The sequence below is a fragment of the Salinibacterium sp. ZJ450 genome (assembly GCF_011751885.2).
Classification (GTDB): domain Bacteria; phylum Actinomycetota; class Actinomycetes; order Actinomycetales; family Microbacteriaceae; genus Ruicaihuangia.
Map to the genome: position 1 here is coordinate 205,906 of NZ_CP061771.1, position 16,035 is coordinate 221,940.

Consider the following 16,035-nt stretch of genomic DNA (forward strand, 5'->3'; position numbering starts at 1 on the left):
TCAGGGGGCAGGCTCCACGGGCGCATCCTCGCGCGCTGACAGCAGCGTGGTGAGGATGCGCCTGAGCTGCGCCTGCTCCTCGGGAGCAAGTGTCGCGATGAGTCGGGCGTTGATGTCCTCGGCGTGGGCGCGTAACGGTGTCAGCGCGTCGCGGCCCGCCCGAGTAAGGGTGAGCAGCCGGCGGCGTCGGTCCGCGACATCCGGAATCCGTTCGAGATATCCCTGGCGTTGCAGGCGCGCGACCAGGTCGGCGATGGTGGACCGGTCCAGCTGCAGCAGCTCGCCGAGGCTCTTCTGGTCGATGCCGGGGTGCGCCTCAACGAGGGTGAGCACGCCGAACTGGATGCCGGTGACGCCGAATGGTGCGCCCGCTGCCCACAGGTCCAGATGGACCTGCTGCAGCGCGCGCACCAGAAAGCCCGTGTACGCCTCCAGCTCCGGCGCGACGGTCATGGTCACAGCCAGCGCGGTGCCGGTTTTGCCGGAGACCCGTCCGCGTAGCTGACGCGGTCGCCGCCCCGGCCGGTCGCCCAGCGGAGCAGGTCCACGGCGGTGCCGTGCACCGCAACCGGGTCGCCCGCGGCTCCCGCGACCGCGATCACGTCGCCGAGGTGGGTGACCAGGTGCACCGGCGGAATGCTGTCGTCGGTCTCGGCCCGCTTGCTCCAGGTGCCGACGATGTCGCGCAGCAGCCGGTCGACGAACTCCGCGGGCAGCTGCTCGAACTTGCCGCCGTTGTCGAGGTCGATGGCGTGCATCCACACCTCGCGGGTGCGCATCCAGACGGTTTCGGATGCCGGGACCAGGCGACCCTGCGCGGTGCGCACGGTCGCCGACCACTTGTCCTCCGGCAGGTCGCGCCATTCCACGTTGAGGTGCACCGCCGCGTGCGCGGACAGGTTGCGAAGCGCGATCGGCGGCAGGGTGGCGCCGAACTCGATCTCCTCACCGCGTTGCGCGGTGGAGGTGTACATCGGAGTCTCGACCCCGGTGTACGCCCACTCGACCAGCCGGGTGATGGCCCTGGCGTTGTAGCCGACGTGCGCGATCACGTGCGCCCGGCTCCAGCCAGGCAGCAGCGACGGCTCAGCGAACTCGGCGTCGGAGAGCTCATTCAGCTTGCGGCTGAAGTACGCCTGCCCCCGTCGGGCCAGCAGCAGGTCTGCCGCCAGCTTCGGATCGGTGACGTTGTCGGTGCGGGCGACCATGGGCTCAGTCCACGCGGACGGCGCGGTTCGACTGCGCGCCGAGCCCGTCGATCGAGGTCTCCAGGATGTCACCCTCGGCCAGGTAGCGCGCGGGCTTGCGCGCGTGACCGACGCCGCCGGGGGTGCCGGAGGCGATCACGTCGCCGGGGTTCAGGGTCAGGATGTCGGAGATGTACGACACCAGCGTGGTCGGGTCGAACACGAGGTCGGCGATCGCCACTTCCTGCACGGTCTCGCCGTTGACCTTGGTGCGCAGCACCGCGTCGTCGCCGAGTTCGTCCGCGGTGACCAGGTACGGCCCGAACGGGGTGGTGTTCTCGAAGGTCTTGCCCTGCAGCCACTGCGGGGTGCGGTACTGGTAGTCGCGCATGGTCACGTCGTTCAGCACGGCGTAGCCGGCGATCGCGGCCGTGGCGGCCTCGCCCGAGACCTTGCGGGCCGGGCTGCCGATGATGATGGCGAGCTCACCCTCCCAGTCCACCTGGTTTGACACGGAGGCCAGTTCCACGTCGTCGAACGGTCCGACTAGCGCCTCGGGGAACTTCGCGAACAGGGTCGGGAACTCGGGGAGCTCGCGGCCCATCTCGAGGATGTGGTTCTTGTAGTTCAGGCCGACGCAGACGATCTTGCCCGGGCGCGGTACGACCGCGTCCCAGCGGGTGGGGGCGATGTCCTTGAGCGGATGCGCGGTGCCGGACGCCTGCTCGGCGACACTCTTCCATCCTTCGGTTGCCAGCAGCTCGCCGACGTTGCTGAAACCGTCGATCTCGACGGCCGAGTCTGAGTCAACGCGGACTGCCACCGTTGAGGTGCCGTTGCGGAGGGTGGCCAACTTCATTTTTGTGCTCCAGGGATGTAGGTACGGGCAAACTTCAGACGGTCCATGACCGGGCCGTCGTTGAATCGGAAGAGATCGAACTGGGTGGTGGCGTGCAGCGACCATGGCACCCAGGAGGGCACCACGAACAGGTCACCGGTCTCGAGCTTGTGCTCGACGCCGCCGAGCACAACGCTGCCGTCGCCCTCGAACACCTGCCACACCGACGAGCCGACCTCGTGCCGGGTGTCGGTGTCGGCGCCGGCACGCAGCCGGTGGAACTCGGCGCGCAGCGTCGGCATCACGTCGCCGCCGGTGGTCGGGTTGGTGTACCGGATGGCGGCGTGGCCCTGCTCGACGGTGGCGGGGTAGCCCTCGTCCTCCAGCGCCAGCTGCTCGCGCAGCGCGGCATCCGTGTGCTCCCAGCGATACGCCGCGAGCGGGCTGGAGCGCTGGTCGTCGAGGACCGAGAGCGGGCGCAGCCCGGGGTGTGCCCAGAGGCGCTCGGCGCGTGACACGTTCGGCGATGCCTCGTCGGTGACGCGCTCCGAGCCGAACTCGAAGAAGCCCACGTCGATGTAGTGTGACAGCGGGATGTCGAGGCCGTCGATCCACGCCATCGGCTTGTCGGTGTCGTTGTGGTGGCCGTGGAAGTTCCAGCCGGGGGTGAGCAGCAGGTCGCCGCGGCGCATGGCCACCGGGTCGCCGTTCACCACGGTCCAGACGCCCTCGCCCTCCACCACGAAGCGGAACGCGTTCTGCGAGTGGCGGTGCTCCGGCGCGGTCTCGTGACCGCCGAGGTACTGGATGGCGGCCCAGAGGGTGGGCGTCGCGTACGCGGTGCCGGGCAGGCCGGGGTTGGCCAGGCCGATGGCGCGGCGCTCGCCGCCGCGGCCGACAGGCACCAGCTCACCGGACTTCTGCGCCAGCTCGAACAGGGTCTTCCAGCGCCAGACGTGCGGCACGGCCTGCGGGCTCGGCACCATCGGCATCAGGTCACCCAGCTGCGTCCACAGCGGCGACATGTGGTTGGCTTCGAACGCGGCATAGAGCTTCGCGAGTTCGGCCTCTGTTTCGGCATCGACGGGCGTGTTCATCGCGTCGGTGATTTCAGTCATGGACTCCTCCTCGAATCCTGGGCACCAAAGTACTCAGTACACCAACTATTGCATCGCGGCGCGGCGATGTCCAGAGCGCACGTCGATCGGATGAACACTTTTTCACCCGGCTCTACTTTTTGCGTCATGGTCGGCTGGCAACCTGATTCATGCGCCCGGGATATCGGTCTGGCGCACAGGATTCAGAGGAGCACCATGAAGAAGTCGTCCATCACTCTCACCGCCGCCACCGCTGCCGTCGCCGTCACGCTCATCGGAGGCGCCGCCTTCGCCGCGAACGGCGTTCTGGCCCCGGTCGAGACCGAGCCGGTCGCTGTCACCGATGTGGCCGTGCCGACGGCGAACCCCGACGACGCGGCGCTCGAGGGCGCTGCCGCTGTGGCCGCCGAGGCTGAGGTCGACGCCGCGGTCGAGGCAGAGGCGGCAGCGGATGTCGCGGCCGAGGCCGCCGCAGCGGCCGGTGCCGCCCGTGCCGCCGAGGCGCAGGCCGAGGCCGCCGCCAACGGCAGCGCGCGCAGCCAGGAAGTGGCGCTCGTTCCCCGCGAGGCGTCGAAGCTCGCCTCCGAGGTCGCGGGCAGCGAGACCGGCGAGACCATCTCCGAGTGGGCCAAGACGCAGGCCAACAAGAAGGCCGCCGCCGAAGCCGAGGTCACCGTTGACGGCTCGGCCGAGGTCGACGTCGAGGGTGGCGTCACCGAGCGCAGCCGCTAACCCAGACCGCCGCGGCCTCGCGCCGCGCCTCCAGCACCCTGGCGGACGTGAGTCGGTACTCGCCCGCCGGGGTGCTTCTCTATTTCAGCCGGTAGCCCATGCCGCGCACCGTCTCGAGGCGCTCCCGCCCGATCTTCGCGCGCAGGTGCCGGATGTAGACGTCGACGATGTTCGACTCCGGATCGAAGTCCACGCCCCAGACCCGGCTGAGCAGCTGCTCGCGGCTGAGCACCTGCTCCGGATGTTGCAGGAACTCCACGGCGAGACCGAACTCCCTGGCCGACAGGTCGACCGTCTTCCCCGCCACGGAGATGCGTCGGGTGCGGTGATCGAGCTCCAGGTCGCCATGGCGGAGCAGGTCCGAGGATGTCGAGGGCGCGGCATCCTTCAGTCTGAGCCGTACCCTGGCGAGCAGTTCGTCGAAGCGGAACGGCTTGGACAGGTAGTCATTGGCGCCGCCTTCGAGGCCGCGCACGGTATCCATCGAGCTGCCGCGGGCGGTGAGCATGATGATCGCGAGCTGGTGTCCCTCGCCGCGCAGCGTCTTCAGGATGCTGAAGCCGTCGATCACCGGCAGGCCGACATCCAGAATCATCAGGTCGAACTCGAACGACCGGGCCATGGCGATGGCCTCCGACCCGGTGCTCGCGACCGACACCGAGTAGCCGGCGGCGGTCAGCCCGCTCTCGATGAACTGGGAGATCCGCGCCTCGTCTTCGGCGATCAGGATGGTGGCCACTCAGCTGACTCCTACTTCTTCTCGGACGGGTTCGGCTGCCGGCAGCACCATTGTGAACGTCGACCCGACCCCCGGCTCGGAATCCAGCAGAACGCTACCCCCGTGCGCATGGGTAATCGCCCGGACGATGCTGAGCCCGAGCCCGGACCCCTCCACACCGCGGCCGGTTTCCACCCGGTGGAAGCGCTCGAACACGCGCTGCTGGTCTGCCTCGGCGACCCCCACGCCTTCGTCGCGCACCCACAGCCGCAGTTCCCGGGCTGCCCCGTCGCCGACCGTTTCGCCGCCGAGGGTGATGATGCTGCCGACATCCGAATATTTCACGGCGTTCTGGCACAGCTGCAGGTACGCCTGGGTGATGCGGGTGCCATCGAGCGGCACCAGCGCGTCGGTGTCGGAGCGCACCCGCCAGCTGTGCCGGGGCGACAGCGCCTTCGCCTTCGCCGCCAGGTCGCTGAGCAACTCGTCGACGTCGGTGGGCAGCCGCACCACGAACCCGGTGGTGCCGGATTCGGCGAGCACCGACAGTTCGGTGACGAGGGCGCCCATCCGGGCGAGTTCGTCGAGGGCGAGTTCCCGCACTCGGTCGACCCTGTCCGGCTGGCGACCGTCAAGCAGTTCCAGGTGCCCCTGGATGATCGTGATCGGCGTGCGCAGCTCGTGGCTAACGTCATCCACCAGTTGACGCTGCGCGGTGAACGCGCGTTCCAGGCGGTCGACCAGGTCGTTGACCGTGACGGTGAGCAGCGAGACGTCGTCGTGGCCACGCACTGGGATGCGCTCACTGAGATCGGAGGCGCTCATCCGGCCGGCGGCTTCGCGCAGCCGTCGCAGCGGGCGAAGCAGCCTGCCGGACACGAACCAGCCGACCGCGCCGATCAGCAGCAGGGCGACCAGCGAGACGGCGATCGACGTGCGCAGGATCGCAGCGGCGTCATCGAGCTGCCGGTCAAGCAGGAACGCCGACACGTAGAAGCCGCTGCTGTCGTCGCCGGTCACCGCGACCGGCACGATCGAGTACTGCACGGTGCCGACCGGCAGGATGCTGGTGCCGGTGACCACGGCGGTCGGATCGGCGGAGGCGACCAGAAACTCGACGAAGCGTGCATCCGCGTCGATGCGGAAGGGCAGGTTGGCGTCCGGCACGTATGCGGCCTCGCCGTTCAGGATGCCCAGCACGCTCTCGTTCGGCTCCGGCAGGATGCGTTGCATCGCTGTGTTCAGGAAGGACTCCACCGTTGCCGGGGGAGCTGCCACCTCGTCGCCCTCGGCGATCGCCGTCAGCTCGTCGGCCAGCTGATACATCCGGTCGCCCACCTCGCCGAGGGCACGCTGCCGTTCCACCAGGTAGACCGAGGCGGTCAGGGCGCCCATTCCCAGCGCCGCGACCAGCAGGATGGCGAGAATGATCCGCGCTCGCACTGAAACGTGGCGGGTGCGCGCCGAATGCCTGCTCATTACCCGACAATCCTCACACGCTCGCCCGGACGGACGCCGAACTAGACTGTCGGGGTGCCAGTGAACCCCGAATTGCAGGGCCGCGAGTTCGCGCCGACCGCACCGTATCTGGTGGGTCGCGAGAAGATCCGCGAGTTCTCGAATGCCGTCTTCGCGACCGACCCCGTCAACCATGATCCGGATGCCGCGCGTGCCGCGGGTTACTCGGACATCGTCGCGCCGCCCACCTTCGCCGTTGTGGTGCAGGAGCGGACCCTCGCGCAGTTGCTGTCGGAACCGGATGCCGGCATCGACTTCAGTCGGGTCGTGCACGGCGACCAGCGCTTCAGTTACACCCGTCCGATCGTCGCCGGCGACGAGCTCACCGCGACCCTCACCGTGGCCAGCGTCAAGACCCTCGGCCCGCACAGCATGGTCACCGCGCAGTCGAACGTGGTCGACGCCGCCGGCGAACACGTGGTGACCGCGACATCCACCCTCGTTGTCAGGGGAGAAGAATGACCGTCATCGTGGACCTGACCGTTGGCGACATCATCGCCGAGAAGACCTTCCACCTGACCCGCGACTCGCTCGTGCGGTACGCGGGAGCGTCGGGCGACTTCAACCCGATCCACTACCGCGACGACGTCGCGGAGTCGGTGGGCCTGCCCGGCGTCCTGGCGCACGGCATGCTCACCATGGGGTTCGCGGTGCAGCCGGTCGTCGACTTCATCGGAGACAGCGGCAAGGTCGTCGACTACCAGGTCAAGTTCACCCGCCCGGTGGTCGTTGACGGCACGGATGGCGCGGACGTCACCGTGGTCGCCAAGGTCGGCGCCGTGGACGCCGCCGGTGCCCGCATCGACCTCACCGTGGCCTACGGCGGGCAGACCGTGCTCGGCAAGGCCCAGGTGCGCGTCACACTGTGAACCTCGCTGACCTGACCACGCTGCGGGTCGGCGGTCCCGCCCACCGCATCGTCGCGCCGCTCACCACGCAGGAACTCATCGACACCACCCTCGAGGTCTGGGGGTCGGGCGAGAACTGGCTGTTGCTTGGCGGCGGCTCGAACGTGGTGATTAGCGATGAGGGCTTCGACGGCACGGTGATCCGCGTGGTGACGCCCGGCATCGAGGTGTTCCGGTCGGGTCCGGACGCCGCCACCGCCACCGTCCGCATTCGCGTGCAGGCCGGCCAGAACTGGGACGAACTCGTGGCCTGGACCGTCGAGAACGGCTGGGCGGGCATCGAGGCGCTCTCCGGCATCCCCGGCTCGGTCGGCGCCGCTCCGATCCAGAACATCGGCGCCTACGGTCAAGAGCTCTCCGCAGCCCTCGTCGCCGTCGACTTCCTCGACTACGAGTCGGGCGAGCTCGAGCGACTCACCGCAGACCAACTGGGACTCGGCTACCGCACCAGCACTTTCAAGCGCGGCCGCGCCGGACTCGTCCTGGCCGTCGAACTCGAGCTGACCGACACCGGCGGCACCAGCCAGCCGATCGCCTACGCCCAACTGGCCACCGCCCTGGGCGCCCCGCTCGGCGACCGGGTTGCGCTGAGCGGGGTGCGGGATGCCGTGCTGGCGCTGCGCGCGTCGAAGGGCATGGTGCTGGATGCTGCCGACCCCGACTCGGTCAGTGCCGGGTCGTTCTTCACCAACCCGATCGTGAGCGAGAACTTCGCCAGGTCGCTGCCCACAGACGCGCCACGCTGGTCGATGGCGCCTGATGTCGCGGACCGGGTGGTGCCGCTCGGCTTCGAGCCGGCGCTGCCGCCGCCGCCCGCCGACGACCGGGTGAAGCTCAGCGCCGCCTGGCTGATCGAGCGTTCGGGCATCTCACGGGGGTTCCGGCTGCCCGGCTCCCGCGCCGCCGTCTCGAGCAAGCACACCCTCGCGCTGACCAACACCGGCGGCGCCACCGCCGACGAGATCCTGCAGCTGGCCCGGTACGTGCAGACCCGGGTGATGTCCGAGTTCGGTGTGCAGCTGCATCCGGAGCCTGTGATCGTCAGCAGCGACTAGCAATTCCGCCGGAGCTGCGATTGCTCGGGCGATGACCCGCGCAGAATGGCAGTGTTTCGTGACGACACGCCGCCCGCGGGCGCCGTCGACCGGAGTGTCGCCCCCGATCGCTGCCGTTCTGCGCGCCGGGCACGTCGTGGCGGCGGCTACAGCAGCCGCAGCTCCATCGCCAGGGTCACCGCGCGGGTGCGGTCGTCGACGCCGAGCTTCTCGAACACGTGCAGCAGGTGCGTCTTCACGGTCGCCTCGCTGAGGAACAGGGTGCGGGCGATCGCCGGGTTGCTCTGCCCCTGCGCGACCAGGCGCAGCACCTCCAGCTCGCGCGGGGTGAGCGTCGGCGTCGGCGGGCGTCGCATCGAGTCCACCAGTTTCGCCGCGATCGACGGGGCCAGCGCCACCTCGCCGCGGGCGACCGAGCGGATGCCGGCGAGCAACTCCTCCTGCGGCGCGGCCTTCAGCAGGTAGCCGCTGGCCCCGGCCTCGATCGCAGTGAGGATCGCGGCATCCGTCTCATACGTCGTCAACACGACAACGCGGATGTCGGGCTGCGCGGCGAGGATTCGGCTGGTGGCCTCGTCACCGTCGAGTTCGGGCATGCGCAGGTCCATCAGTATCAAGTCGGGGGCAAGCTCGGCCGCCAACTTCACCGCTTCTAGGCCGTTGGTGGCCTCGCCGACCACCGCCAGGTCGGGGAACTCCTGCAGCATCGCCACGATGCCGCCGCGCACGATGGGGTGGTCGTCGGCGACCAGGATGCGGATCGGGGTGTCGGTCATGAGGCCTCCTGCCGGCTCGGCTCGGCGGCGGGTACCCCTTCGCCCGCGACGGCGACGCCGCCAGGCATCGTCATGGTCAGCACCGTCCCGGAGGCGTCGCTCGCCACGTCGAGCGAACCGCCGACGAGCCCGAGCCTGTCCCGCATGCCGGGCAGCCCGAAACCCACGCCGGAGTGCCGCGCGATCCCCACCCCGTCGTCGCGCACGGTGAGGGTTACCTCGCCCTCGTGCTCACGCAGCGCGATGCGCACGCTGCTGGCGTGCGCGTGCTTGCGCACGTTGGCGAGGGACTCCTGCGAGCAGCGCAGCAGCACCACCTCCCGGTCGCGGGCGAGCGTCGGCAGCGCGGTGTCCGCGTCCACGTCGACGGTGACGCCGGTTTCGCGTTCGAAGCGTGCGGCCAGTCGCCGGAGCGCCGGCACGATGCCGCCGTCGACGGCCACCGGCACGCCGGCGGCCACCAACGTGCGGGTCTCCACGAGCGATTCGCGGGCGCTTTCCTCGAGCAGCTCCAGCCGTCCGCGCACACGCTCCAGGTCACCGACATCCGCATCTCGTCTGGCGCTCTGCACCAGCATCACGATGCCGGTGAGGCTCTGGGCGAGAGTGTCGTGCAGTTCGCGGGCCATGCGTTCCCGTTCGAAGGTTGCACCGGCATCCCGGTGCAACACCGCCAGCTGCTCCTGCGCCGCGGTGAGCTCCTCGAGCAGCCGGCCGCGTTCTGCGGAATGAACCTCGACGGAACTGATCCAGAACCCGATCGCCATGCTCAGCGCGAATGAGAAGCCCATGGTCAAGAGGATGAGTGGAACGGATGTCGCTTCCTGACCGAACGCCAGGAAGAAGCCGCTGCCCACGGCGACGGCCACCAGCACGTTGGTGACCATCACCTCGCGCCTCGTCCGCGAGAAGGTCCACGCGAACGGGAAGGCGAGCGCCTGCAGGATCGCGGTGTTCGGTGAGAACGAGATGGCGGTTGCGAGCAGCACCAGTAACACGGCGAAGAAGGTCACACCAACCGCGCGCGACTGGAACGACCGTCGGCCGAACGCGAACCAGCTGGCGGGAACCAGGGCCAGCGCGATCACGGCGCCAGCCCCGTGGGCCGGGTCCTCTGCTGAGAGCAGGACAACGAGCACCAGCAGCAGTGGCACGCCGCTGAACACGACGTGCCACCACTTCAAAGTTTGCATATCCTCACCTTGCCACCCTCCGGCGCGCGCCGTAGGTCAGCTGTCCTTGCGGATCCAGCGGAACGTCAGTCTGCAGAGGATTAGACCCGCCACCAGCCAGACGCCGAGCCACAGCCCGACACCGGCCAGATCCCAGACGCCGCCCACCTCGAGCGCCTCAAAGTTCTCCGGCAGGAACACATTGCGCATCCCCTGCGCCATCCACTTCAGCGGGAAGGCGCTGGCGAACCCCTGCAGCCAGTCCGGCAGCTGCGAGAACGGCAGATACACACCCGATATGAACTGCAGCAGCAACACGATCGGGATCACGACCGCGGTCGCCGATTTTCCGGAGCGCGGAACGCCGCTCAGTGCGATTCCGAGGGCAGCGGATGTCACGATGCCCAACACGAACACCCAAAGGAAGGTGAGCCACTTCTCTGGCTCGCTGGGCAGAGGCACCCCGAAGGCGAGTGCTGCGACGCCGACGATCAGCGCCGCCTGCAGCACGCCGGTGACGAAGACCTGGCCGATCTTGCCGATGAAGTAGCTGAATACCGGCAGCGGAGAGCCGGCGAGCCGCTTCAGGGTGCCGTCGCTCTTCTCCGTCGCGATGTCCACAGCGAGGTTCTGCACCCCGCTCAGCAGCAGGCCCGCCGCGAGCATCGCCGGCAGGTAGAACCAGGCGGCGGTCACGTCGTTGCCGTCGGCGTCCTGGCCGAAGCTCGCCTCGCTGAACGCGACCGAGAAGATCAGCAGCATGATGATCGGGAACAGGAAGGTGAAGACCAGGCCGTCCTTCTGCCGGAAGTAACTCTTCACCTCGTACCCGACCCGCCGGACGCCGAGGGCGAGGGCGTTCGGGCGGGTGCGGTTGCGGTTGCCGCCTCCGCTGGTTAGGCCGACTTCGCTGGTTGAGCCGACTCCGCTGGTTGAGCCTGTCGAAACCGTCATGATGCCCGCTCCAATTCGATGATTTCGGTGGCGTGGTGTCCGACCAGGCCGAGGTACACGTCTTCCAGGGTGGGTCGCACCACCTCGAGGCCGTCGGGCTCATGCCCGAGAGCATCGAACAGTTGCGCCACAACCGCCCCGGGCTCCCGGGTGCGTCGCTCCTGGGGCACGCCGTTCTCCCGCCAGCGCACCAGGGGGACCCGAGCATCCGGAGCGCCGATCTCGTCGATCCGCCCGATGTCGACGAGCCCGCCGTTCGCGATGATGCCGGCGCGGTCACCGAGTTGCGCGGCCTCGTCCAGGTAGTGCGTGGTGAGCAGGATCGTGGTGCCCTCGTCGCTCAGCTCGCGCACCAGGTCCCAGAACTGCCGCCTGGCCTCCGGGTCGAAGCCGGTGGTCGGCTCGTCGAGGAAGAGCAGTTCCGGCCGGCCGACGATGCCGAGTGCCACGTCCACCCGGCGACGCTGCCCGCCGGACAGGGTGCGGATCAGGGCACCCGCCTTCTGCTCCAGCCCGACGGCGGCGATCACCTCGTCGACGTTGCGCGGGTTTGGGTAGAAGCTGGCGAAGTGGGCGAGCTGCTCCCGCACGGTGACGTTGCCCTGCTCGCCGGTCTCCTGCAGCACGATGCCGAGCCGCGCCTTCCAGTCGAGCCGGCCGCGCTGCGGGTCCTCGCCGAGTACGGTGACCTCGCCGCTCGTGCGGTCGCGATAGCCCTCGAGGATCTCGATGGTGGTGGACTTGCCGGCCCCGTTCGGGCCGAGCAGGGCGAAGGTCTCGCCGCGATGGATGTCGAAGCTCACGCCGTCGACGGCGGAGAAGTCACCGTACGTCTTGCGCAGGTCGCGCACGCGGACGGCCAGGTCTGAAGAGGTCATGCCTCCATGCTGGCGAAGGCCGCGACATCCGACCAGTGATGCACCGGCTGAATTCGGCTCAACCGATCGGTGGATGCCGCGGGCTTGACCCGCTCGTGTCTGACGCCGACCCGATGCCGACGGCGACCCCGACGCCAACCCCCGGGCTGCCGTCGAGTGCCGCTCAGGTCTGCCCTTTAGTCCTTCCCGGCGAGTGGGAAAGACCAAACGGCAGACCTCACGTGGGCCGCAGGCGGCGTGCGATGCCGAGTTGCTCTCAAGTGAGCCATTTGGTCCTTCCCGACGCTTCGGAAGGACTAAACGCCAGACCTCACAAACCGGGCCAGATCAGCGACCTGCTGGTGGGATGCTCGCCCCACCAGGGACCGTCAGTGCCCACTCAGAGACGGTCCTGATCCCGAGACTCGGGCCGTGGCCCCGCCTCGGCGCTCGCCGAACCGGGGCGTGCCGTCTTGAGGATCAGGCCGAGAATGCCGCCGAGCACCAGCACGGCGCCGATCCCGCCGATCGCCCCGACGACGAGCACGGTGGGGTTGAGGGCGCTGAGGTCGGCCAGGCTGCCCACGAGGAACGCTGCCGCGACGGCGAGGATGAAGCATCCCCAGACGATGGTGGAAACCCGGGTCTTCATCGCAGTTCTCCTTCGGTGATGATGGTGATCTCGCCGGCGCCCAGCATGACGGTGAGTGAAATTTCGCGGGCCAGCTCGTCCCAGTCGGCGCCGGCCGGAAGCAGCTGATGGAAGCCCTGCAAGCCGGAATCGGTGCTGCCGTCCGGCTGGCGCAGCTCGGCGTCTCCGACGCCCGAGCGCAGGTTGAGGCTGGCGGCGGTGTCGTCGGGCAGAATCACCGTGGTGTCCCCTGCGCCGAGCAGCAGCGTGACCGAGCCGTACTGGTGGCCGTTGCCGCGCACCGCAGGCCGCGGGGCGCCGTCCCAGTAGTCGCTCAGGTCGACCACAGGCTGACCGGCGCCGACCAGGTAGGTGACGCTGGTCTGGTCGCGGTACTGCGGCGCGAACTCGGGATTGCCGGCGAACACGATCCGGCCGCCGATCGAGAGAACGGATGTCGCGATCAACGCCGCCGCGACCACCCAGGCCATGCCGCTGGCGCCACCGCTGCGCTTGCCCATCACGCCGTTGCCGATGACGGCGAGGCCGAGCACGCCGAGGGTGGTGGCGAGTCCGGCGACCACCGCGGTGTTGGTGAGTGTGCCGTCGCCGACCAGCATCATCACCCCGGCACCCGCGACGAGCGCGACGCCGATCGTGATCAGGCTGTACAGCGGGTTCGACCGGGTGCGGTCGAGCTCCTCCCGGTAGGCGGCGGCGCGGGCATCGCGCTCCCGCTTCTGCTCGGCGGCGCGCGCGGCGGTCGCGGCGCGCTGCGCATCCCGCTGGTCGCGCACGTACTGGTCGCGTTCCTGCTTAAAGCGCTCCTGCTGTTCCTTCCAGGCGGCGAGCTCCGCGGCATCCGTCGGCGCCGCACCCGCATTCGGCAGCGGCACGGTGGGCTGGGTGGCGATGGGCGGCACCAGGCCGGCGGCGTCCGGGGAGGCCGAGCCGAACGGCACCGTGGACGCCGCCGAGTTGAACACCTCGGAGCCGTACGGCACGGTGGCCGGGTCGGTGTCGGTGGTCGCCGGCACCACGGTCGGGCCGGACGGGTCGGATGTCGCGGATCCCTGCGCGCTCGACCGGCGGGACAGCCACACCGCGAACCACACTGCGGCGCCCACCACGGCAAGGGTCCAGAAGACGCGGAGCACGTCGCCGAAGTTGCCGTCGACCGACCACCACGGGAAGATCGGCCCCACGAACGGCAGCGCGACGTTCGCGCCGGGAAGCAGCTCGAGCAACACCATCAGGCCGGCGCCGGCCACCGGGGCTTCGAAGCGTCCGCGGCTCAGTTCCTCGGCGTGGATCTTGCCGGTGTGGTCGGGCAGCAGCATCCAGGCGGCGGCGTAGAGCAGCAGCACCGGGGCGCCGAGCAGCCCCACCACCACGAGGATGCCGCGCACGATCAGCGGGTCGATGTTCAACCGCTGGGCGATGCCCGCGGCCACGCCGCCGATCCAGCCCGGCTGACGTGTCAGGTCAAGGTTTCGGAGCCAGGCGAAGAATCGGTTGCTGGCCGGCTGCGCAGGCGGCGGCTGCGAGAAATACGGCGGCTGTGGCTGCGGACCCGGCTGCGGTGCATCCGGCGTCTCGGGGAAGGATTCGGTGGGCATGGTTCGATGCTTGCAGGTTCCCGGCATCCGCTGCCATAGGGTTTTCCCCTGATCGCACCCTGAAACCCGTCAGAAGAGCGCCCGCGGCGTGCTTGGATTTGATCGTGTCCTTCCCTGCCCGCGCCCCAATGACTCGCCCGCGTCACGCGATGATCGGCGGTGTCTGCGCCGGACTCGCCGCCCACCTCGGCGTGCCGGTGCCCGTGGTGCGCCTGCTGATGGTGCTCGCGGCGTTCCTCGGCGGCGCCGGTGTGCTGTTTTATCTGTGGCTCTGGGCGCTCACCCCGCTTGAGCTGGCACCGGATGCCGCGGGCGAGGTTCGTCGCCGGTTCCCGACCGCCCCGATCCTGGTCGCGCTCGCCGGGGTGACCGCGATCATCTCGCTGCTGCTGGCGGAGGCCAGCGGCGCCGACGCGGCGTTCCTCGTGCTGGCGACGATCCTGCTGGCGGGCGGCGCCGTGGCGTGGAGCCTGCTGTTCGACCGGCGGGATCCCGAGCGGTCCGAGCGGTACGGCGTGATCGTGCGCACCGTCGCGGCCGCGCTTATGCTGGTCACCGCGGTGCTGCTGCTGTCCACGGAGCCGATGGTGCTCACCACGGTGCTCTCGGTTGCGATGATCATCGCCGGAGTTGGCGTGCTGGTGGCCCCGTACGTGGTGCGACTTTGGACCGAGCTCATCGCCGAGCGCAGCGCCCGGGTGCGCGAGGAGAGCCGCGCCGAGGTGGCCGCGCACCTGCACGACTCCGTGTTGCAGACCCTGGCCCTGATCCAGAACCGGGCCGGGGCATCCACCGAGATCGCCCGGATCGCCCGCGCCCAGGAACGCGAGCTGCGCGACTGGCTGTTCGCCGGAACCAGGCCAAGCGACGGCGACTTCGCCTCCGAGCTGCGCGAGATCGCCTCCGAGATCGAGCTGCAGCTGCCGGTGCGCTTCGACATCGTCACCACCGGAGACTTCACCGATCGCACCTTCCCGCCGGTGCTCGCCGCCGCCCGGGAGGCGATGCTGAACGCGGCCAGGCACGCCGGAGGCGACGTGTCCGTGTACGTCGAGCTGTCGACATCCGCCCTCGACGTGTTCATCCGCGACCGCGGTCCCGGATTCGCGCTCGATGCGGTGCCGGACGGCCGGCTGGGCGTGAAAGGCTCGATCATCGGCCGGATGTCGCGGCACGGCGGCACCGCGACCGTCACCTCAAGCGACACCGGCACCGAGATCCACCTGCACCTCGAGACGGGAGACGGTAAATGAGAGTGCTCATCGTCGACGACCATTCGATCTTCCGGTCTGGGCTGCGCGCCGACCTCGACGCCTCGCTCGAGGTGGTCGGTGAGGCCGCGACCGTGGACGAGGCGGTCGAGCTGATCGCGTCGCTCGAGCCGGAGGTGGTGCTGCTCGATGTGCACCTGCCCGGTGGTGCCGGCGGCGGAGGTGCCGAGGTGCTGAAGCGCAGCGCGGCGTTGCTCGACCGGGTCAAGTTCCTGGCGCTCAGCGTTTCGGATTCCGCCGAGGATGTCGTCGGCGTGATCCGGGCCGGTGCCCGCGGCTACATCACCAAGGGGTCATCGGGCTCCGAGGTCTCGCGCGCGGTGGCCACCGTGGCGGCGGGCGATGCCGTGTTCTCGCCGCGGCTGGCCGGGTTCGTGCTCGACGCGTTCGGCGCGGTCGCGGGGGAGCAGGCGGTGCGCGACGACGAGCTCGACCGGCTCTCGGCCAGGGAGCGTGAGGTGATGCGGCTGATCGCCCGCGGCTACGCCTACAAGGAGGTCGCCAGCGAGCTGTTCATCTCGATCAAAACGGTGGAAACACACGTCTCCGCGGTGCTGCGCAAGCTGCAGATGTCGTCGCGGCACGAGCTGACCGCCTGGGCGCTGGAGCGCAAGCTGCTGTAGCCCGGCAGCCGGCAGTCCGGCAGTCCGGCAGTCCGGCAGTCCGGCAGTCCGGCAGTCGGCAGCCTGCGGACAACGGCAG

18 protein-coding genes are annotated in these 16,035 nt (G+C 69.4%); 6 read left to right on the plus strand and 12 right to left on the minus strand.

Features of this window, described 5'->3' with window-relative positions; translation table 11 throughout:
* Genes HCT51_RS01060 through HCT51_RS01075 form a run of 4 tightly spaced genes read right to left on the minus strand, consistent with a single transcriptional unit; the run spans window position 1 to window position 3,143 of the window.
* Entirely contained in the window at window positions 1–453 is a 453-nt protein-coding gene (locus HCT51_RS01060; RefSeq protein ID WP_166876162.1) for a MarR family winged helix-turn-helix transcriptional regulator, read from the minus strand.
* Between the two features lie 2 nt (window positions 454–455).
* A complete protein-coding gene (locus HCT51_RS01065) occupies window positions 456–1,208 on the minus strand; it encodes a maleylpyruvate isomerase family mycothiol-dependent enzyme (RefSeq protein ID WP_166876157.1) in 753 nt (250 codons plus the stop codon).
* Between the two features lie 4 nt (window positions 1,209–1,212).
* The gene (locus HCT51_RS01070) at window positions 1,213–2,046 is read right to left on the minus strand and encodes a fumarylacetoacetate hydrolase family protein (protein ID WP_166876152.1); all 834 of its coding nucleotides are present in this window, start codon (window positions 2,044–2,046) and stop codon (window positions 1,213–1,215) included.
* Window positions 2,043–3,143: a cupin domain-containing protein gene (locus tag HCT51_RS01075; RefSeq protein WP_166876148.1), complete on the minus strand. Its 1,101-nt coding sequence runs from the start codon at window positions 3,141–3,143 to the stop codon at window positions 2,043–2,045. The genes HCT51_RS01070 and HCT51_RS01075 overlap by 4 nt, the downstream gene beginning before the upstream one ends.
* A gap of 195 nt (window positions 3,144–3,338) precedes the next feature.
* Here HCT51_RS01075 and HCT51_RS01080 point away from each other — a divergent pair, with 195 nt between their 5' ends.
* Window positions 3,339–3,854, plus strand: a complete 516-nt coding sequence (locus tag HCT51_RS01080; protein WP_191413693.1) for a hypothetical protein — start codon at window positions 3,339–3,341, stop codon at window positions 3,852–3,854.
* Window positions 3,855–3,933: 79 nt separating this feature from the next.
* Here the strand turns inward: HCT51_RS01080 and HCT51_RS01085 are convergent, their stop codons facing one another.
* Window positions 3,934–4,593 carry a response regulator transcription factor gene (locus HCT51_RS01085; protein ID WP_166876143.1) on the minus strand — a complete coding sequence of 220 codons (660 nt, stop codon included), beginning with the start codon at window positions 4,591–4,593 and terminating at the stop codon, window positions 3,934–3,936.
* Window positions 4,594–6,051 carry a sensor histidine kinase gene (locus HCT51_RS01090; RefSeq protein WP_166876137.1) on the minus strand — a complete coding sequence of 486 codons (1,458 nt, stop codon included), beginning with the start codon at window positions 6,049–6,051 and terminating at the stop codon, window positions 4,594–4,596. It abuts the gene before it with no gap.
* A 54-nt stretch (window positions 6,052–6,105) separates the two neighbouring features.
* On the opposite strand from HCT51_RS01090, the gene HCT51_RS01095 reads away from it, so the two are divergent.
* Genes HCT51_RS01095 through HCT51_RS01105 form a run of 3 tightly spaced genes read left to right on the plus strand, consistent with a single transcriptional unit; the run spans window position 6,106 to window position 8,053 of the window.
* Window positions 6,106–6,552 carry an FAS1-like dehydratase domain-containing protein gene (locus tag HCT51_RS01095; RefSeq protein ID WP_191413695.1) on the plus strand — a complete coding sequence of 149 codons (447 nt, stop codon included), beginning with the start codon at window positions 6,106–6,108 and terminating at the stop codon, window positions 6,550–6,552.
* Window positions 6,549–6,959, plus strand: coding sequence for a MaoC/PaaZ C-terminal domain-containing protein (locus HCT51_RS01100; protein WP_166876132.1), 411 nt, complete (start codon window positions 6,549–6,551; stop codon window positions 6,957–6,959). Before HCT51_RS01095 ends, HCT51_RS01100 begins: the two co-directional genes overlap by 4 nt.
* Window positions 6,956–8,053, plus strand: coding sequence for a UDP-N-acetylmuramate dehydrogenase (locus HCT51_RS01105; RefSeq protein WP_166876128.1), 1,098 nt, complete (start codon window positions 6,956–6,958; stop codon window positions 8,051–8,053). The genes HCT51_RS01100 and HCT51_RS01105 overlap by 4 nt, the downstream gene beginning before the upstream one ends.
* Window positions 8,054–8,199: 146 nt before the next feature.
* On the opposite strand, the gene HCT51_RS01110 is transcribed toward HCT51_RS01105, so the two are convergent.
* The 6 genes from HCT51_RS01110 to HCT51_RS01135 form a co-directional block, all read right to left on the minus strand.
* Window positions 8,200–8,829: a response regulator gene (locus HCT51_RS01110; protein WP_166876123.1), complete on the minus strand. Its 630-nt coding sequence runs from the start codon at window positions 8,827–8,829 to the stop codon at window positions 8,200–8,202.
* On the minus strand, window positions 8,826–10,022 hold the full coding sequence (locus HCT51_RS01115) for a sensor histidine kinase (RefSeq protein ID WP_166876119.1): 1,197 nt from the start codon (window positions 10,020–10,022) through the stop codon (window positions 8,826–8,828). Before HCT51_RS01115 ends, HCT51_RS01110 begins: the two co-directional genes overlap by 4 nt.
* A 36-nt stretch (window positions 10,023–10,058) precedes the next feature.
* On the minus strand, window positions 10,059–10,955 hold the full coding sequence (locus tag HCT51_RS01120) for an ABC transporter permease (RefSeq protein ID WP_166876114.1): 897 nt from the start codon (window positions 10,953–10,955) through the stop codon (window positions 10,059–10,061).
* Window positions 10,952–11,833 carry an ABC transporter ATP-binding protein gene (locus HCT51_RS01125; RefSeq protein ID WP_166876111.1) on the minus strand — a complete coding sequence of 294 codons (882 nt, stop codon included), beginning with the start codon at window positions 11,831–11,833 and terminating at the stop codon, window positions 10,952–10,954. The genes HCT51_RS01120 and HCT51_RS01125 overlap by 4 nt, the downstream gene beginning before the upstream one ends.
* Window positions 11,834–12,212: 379 nt before the next feature.
* On the minus strand, window positions 12,213–12,464 hold the full coding sequence (locus tag HCT51_RS01130; RefSeq protein WP_166876108.1) for a hypothetical protein: 252 nt from the start codon (window positions 12,462–12,464) through the stop codon (window positions 12,213–12,215).
* Window positions 12,461–14,062, minus strand: a complete 1,602-nt coding sequence (locus tag HCT51_RS01135) for a PspC domain-containing protein (protein WP_166876105.1) — start codon at window positions 14,060–14,062, stop codon at window positions 12,461–12,463. Before HCT51_RS01135 ends, HCT51_RS01130 begins: the two co-directional genes overlap by 4 nt.
* 128 nt (window positions 14,063–14,190) lie before the next feature.
* Between HCT51_RS01135 and HCT51_RS01140 the strand changes: the two genes are divergently transcribed.
* Complete coding sequence (locus HCT51_RS01140; protein WP_166876102.1) at window positions 14,191–15,315, plus strand: ATP-binding protein; 1,125 nt, start codon at window positions 14,191–14,193, stop codon at window positions 15,313–15,315.
* Window positions 15,312–15,956 (plus strand): LuxR C-terminal-related transcriptional regulator, encoded by a 645-nt coding sequence (locus HCT51_RS01145; protein ID WP_166876100.1) that lies wholly within the window; start codon window positions 15,312–15,314, stop codon window positions 15,954–15,956. Before HCT51_RS01140 ends, HCT51_RS01145 begins: the two co-directional genes overlap by 4 nt.
* Window positions 15,957–16,035 lie beyond the last annotated feature (79 nt).

What these genes read in the sequence shown, in the direction of transcription:
- HCT51_RS01130 (WP_166876108.1), bottom strand. Translation starts at nt 12,464, where the DNA reads ATGAAGACCCGGGTTTCCACCATCGTCTGGGGATGCTTCATCCTCGCC.
- HCT51_RS01110 (WP_166876123.1), bottom strand. Translation starts at nt 8,829, where the DNA reads ATGACCGACACCCCGATCCGCATCCTGGTCGCCGACGACCACCCCATC.
- HCT51_RS01125 (WP_166876111.1), bottom strand. Translation starts at nt 11,833, where the DNA reads ATGACCTCTTCAGACCTGGCCGTCCGCGTGCGCGACCTGCGCAAGACG.
- HCT51_RS01080 (WP_191413693.1), top strand. Translation starts at nt 3,339, where the DNA reads ATGAAGAAGTCGTCCATCACTCTCACCGCCGCCACCGCTGCCGTCGCC.
- HCT51_RS01070 (WP_166876152.1), bottom strand. Translation starts at nt 2,046, where the DNA reads ATGAAGTTGGCCACCCTCCGCAACGGCACCTCAACGGTGGCAGTCCGC.
- HCT51_RS01115 (WP_166876119.1), bottom strand. Translation starts at nt 10,022, where the DNA reads ATGCAAACTTTGAAGTGGTGGCACGTCGTGTTCAGCGGCGTGCCACTG.
- HCT51_RS01120 (WP_166876114.1), bottom strand. Translation starts at nt 10,955, where the DNA reads ATGACGGTTTCGACAGGCTCAACCAGCGGAGTCGGCTCAACCAGCGAA.
- HCT51_RS01075 (WP_166876148.1), bottom strand. Translation starts at nt 3,143, where the DNA reads ATGACTGAAATCACCGACGCGATGAACACGCCCGTCGATGCCGAAACA.
- HCT51_RS01135 (WP_166876105.1), bottom strand. Translation starts at nt 14,062, where the DNA reads ATGCCCACCGAATCCTTCCCCGAGACGCCGGATGCACCGCAGCCGGGT.
- HCT51_RS01145 (WP_166876100.1), top strand. Translation starts at nt 15,312, where the DNA reads ATGAGAGTGCTCATCGTCGACGACCATTCGATCTTCCGGTCTGGGCTG.
- HCT51_RS01090 (WP_166876137.1), bottom strand. Translation starts at nt 6,051, where the DNA reads ATGAGCAGGCATTCGGCGCGCACCCGCCACGTTTCAGTGCGAGCGCGG.
- HCT51_RS01100 (WP_166876132.1), top strand. Translation starts at nt 6,549, where the DNA reads ATGACCGTCATCGTGGACCTGACCGTTGGCGACATCATCGCCGAGAAG.
- HCT51_RS01140 (WP_166876102.1), top strand. Translation starts at nt 14,191, where the DNA reads ATGACTCGCCCGCGTCACGCGATGATCGGCGGTGTCTGCGCCGGACTC.
- HCT51_RS01060 (WP_166876162.1), bottom strand. Translation starts at nt 453, where the DNA reads ATGACCGTCGCGCCGGAGCTGGAGGCGTACACGGGCTTTCTGGTGCGC.
- HCT51_RS01065 (WP_166876157.1), bottom strand. Translation starts at nt 1,208, where the DNA reads ATGGTCGCCCGCACCGACAACGTCACCGATCCGAAGCTGGCGGCAGAC.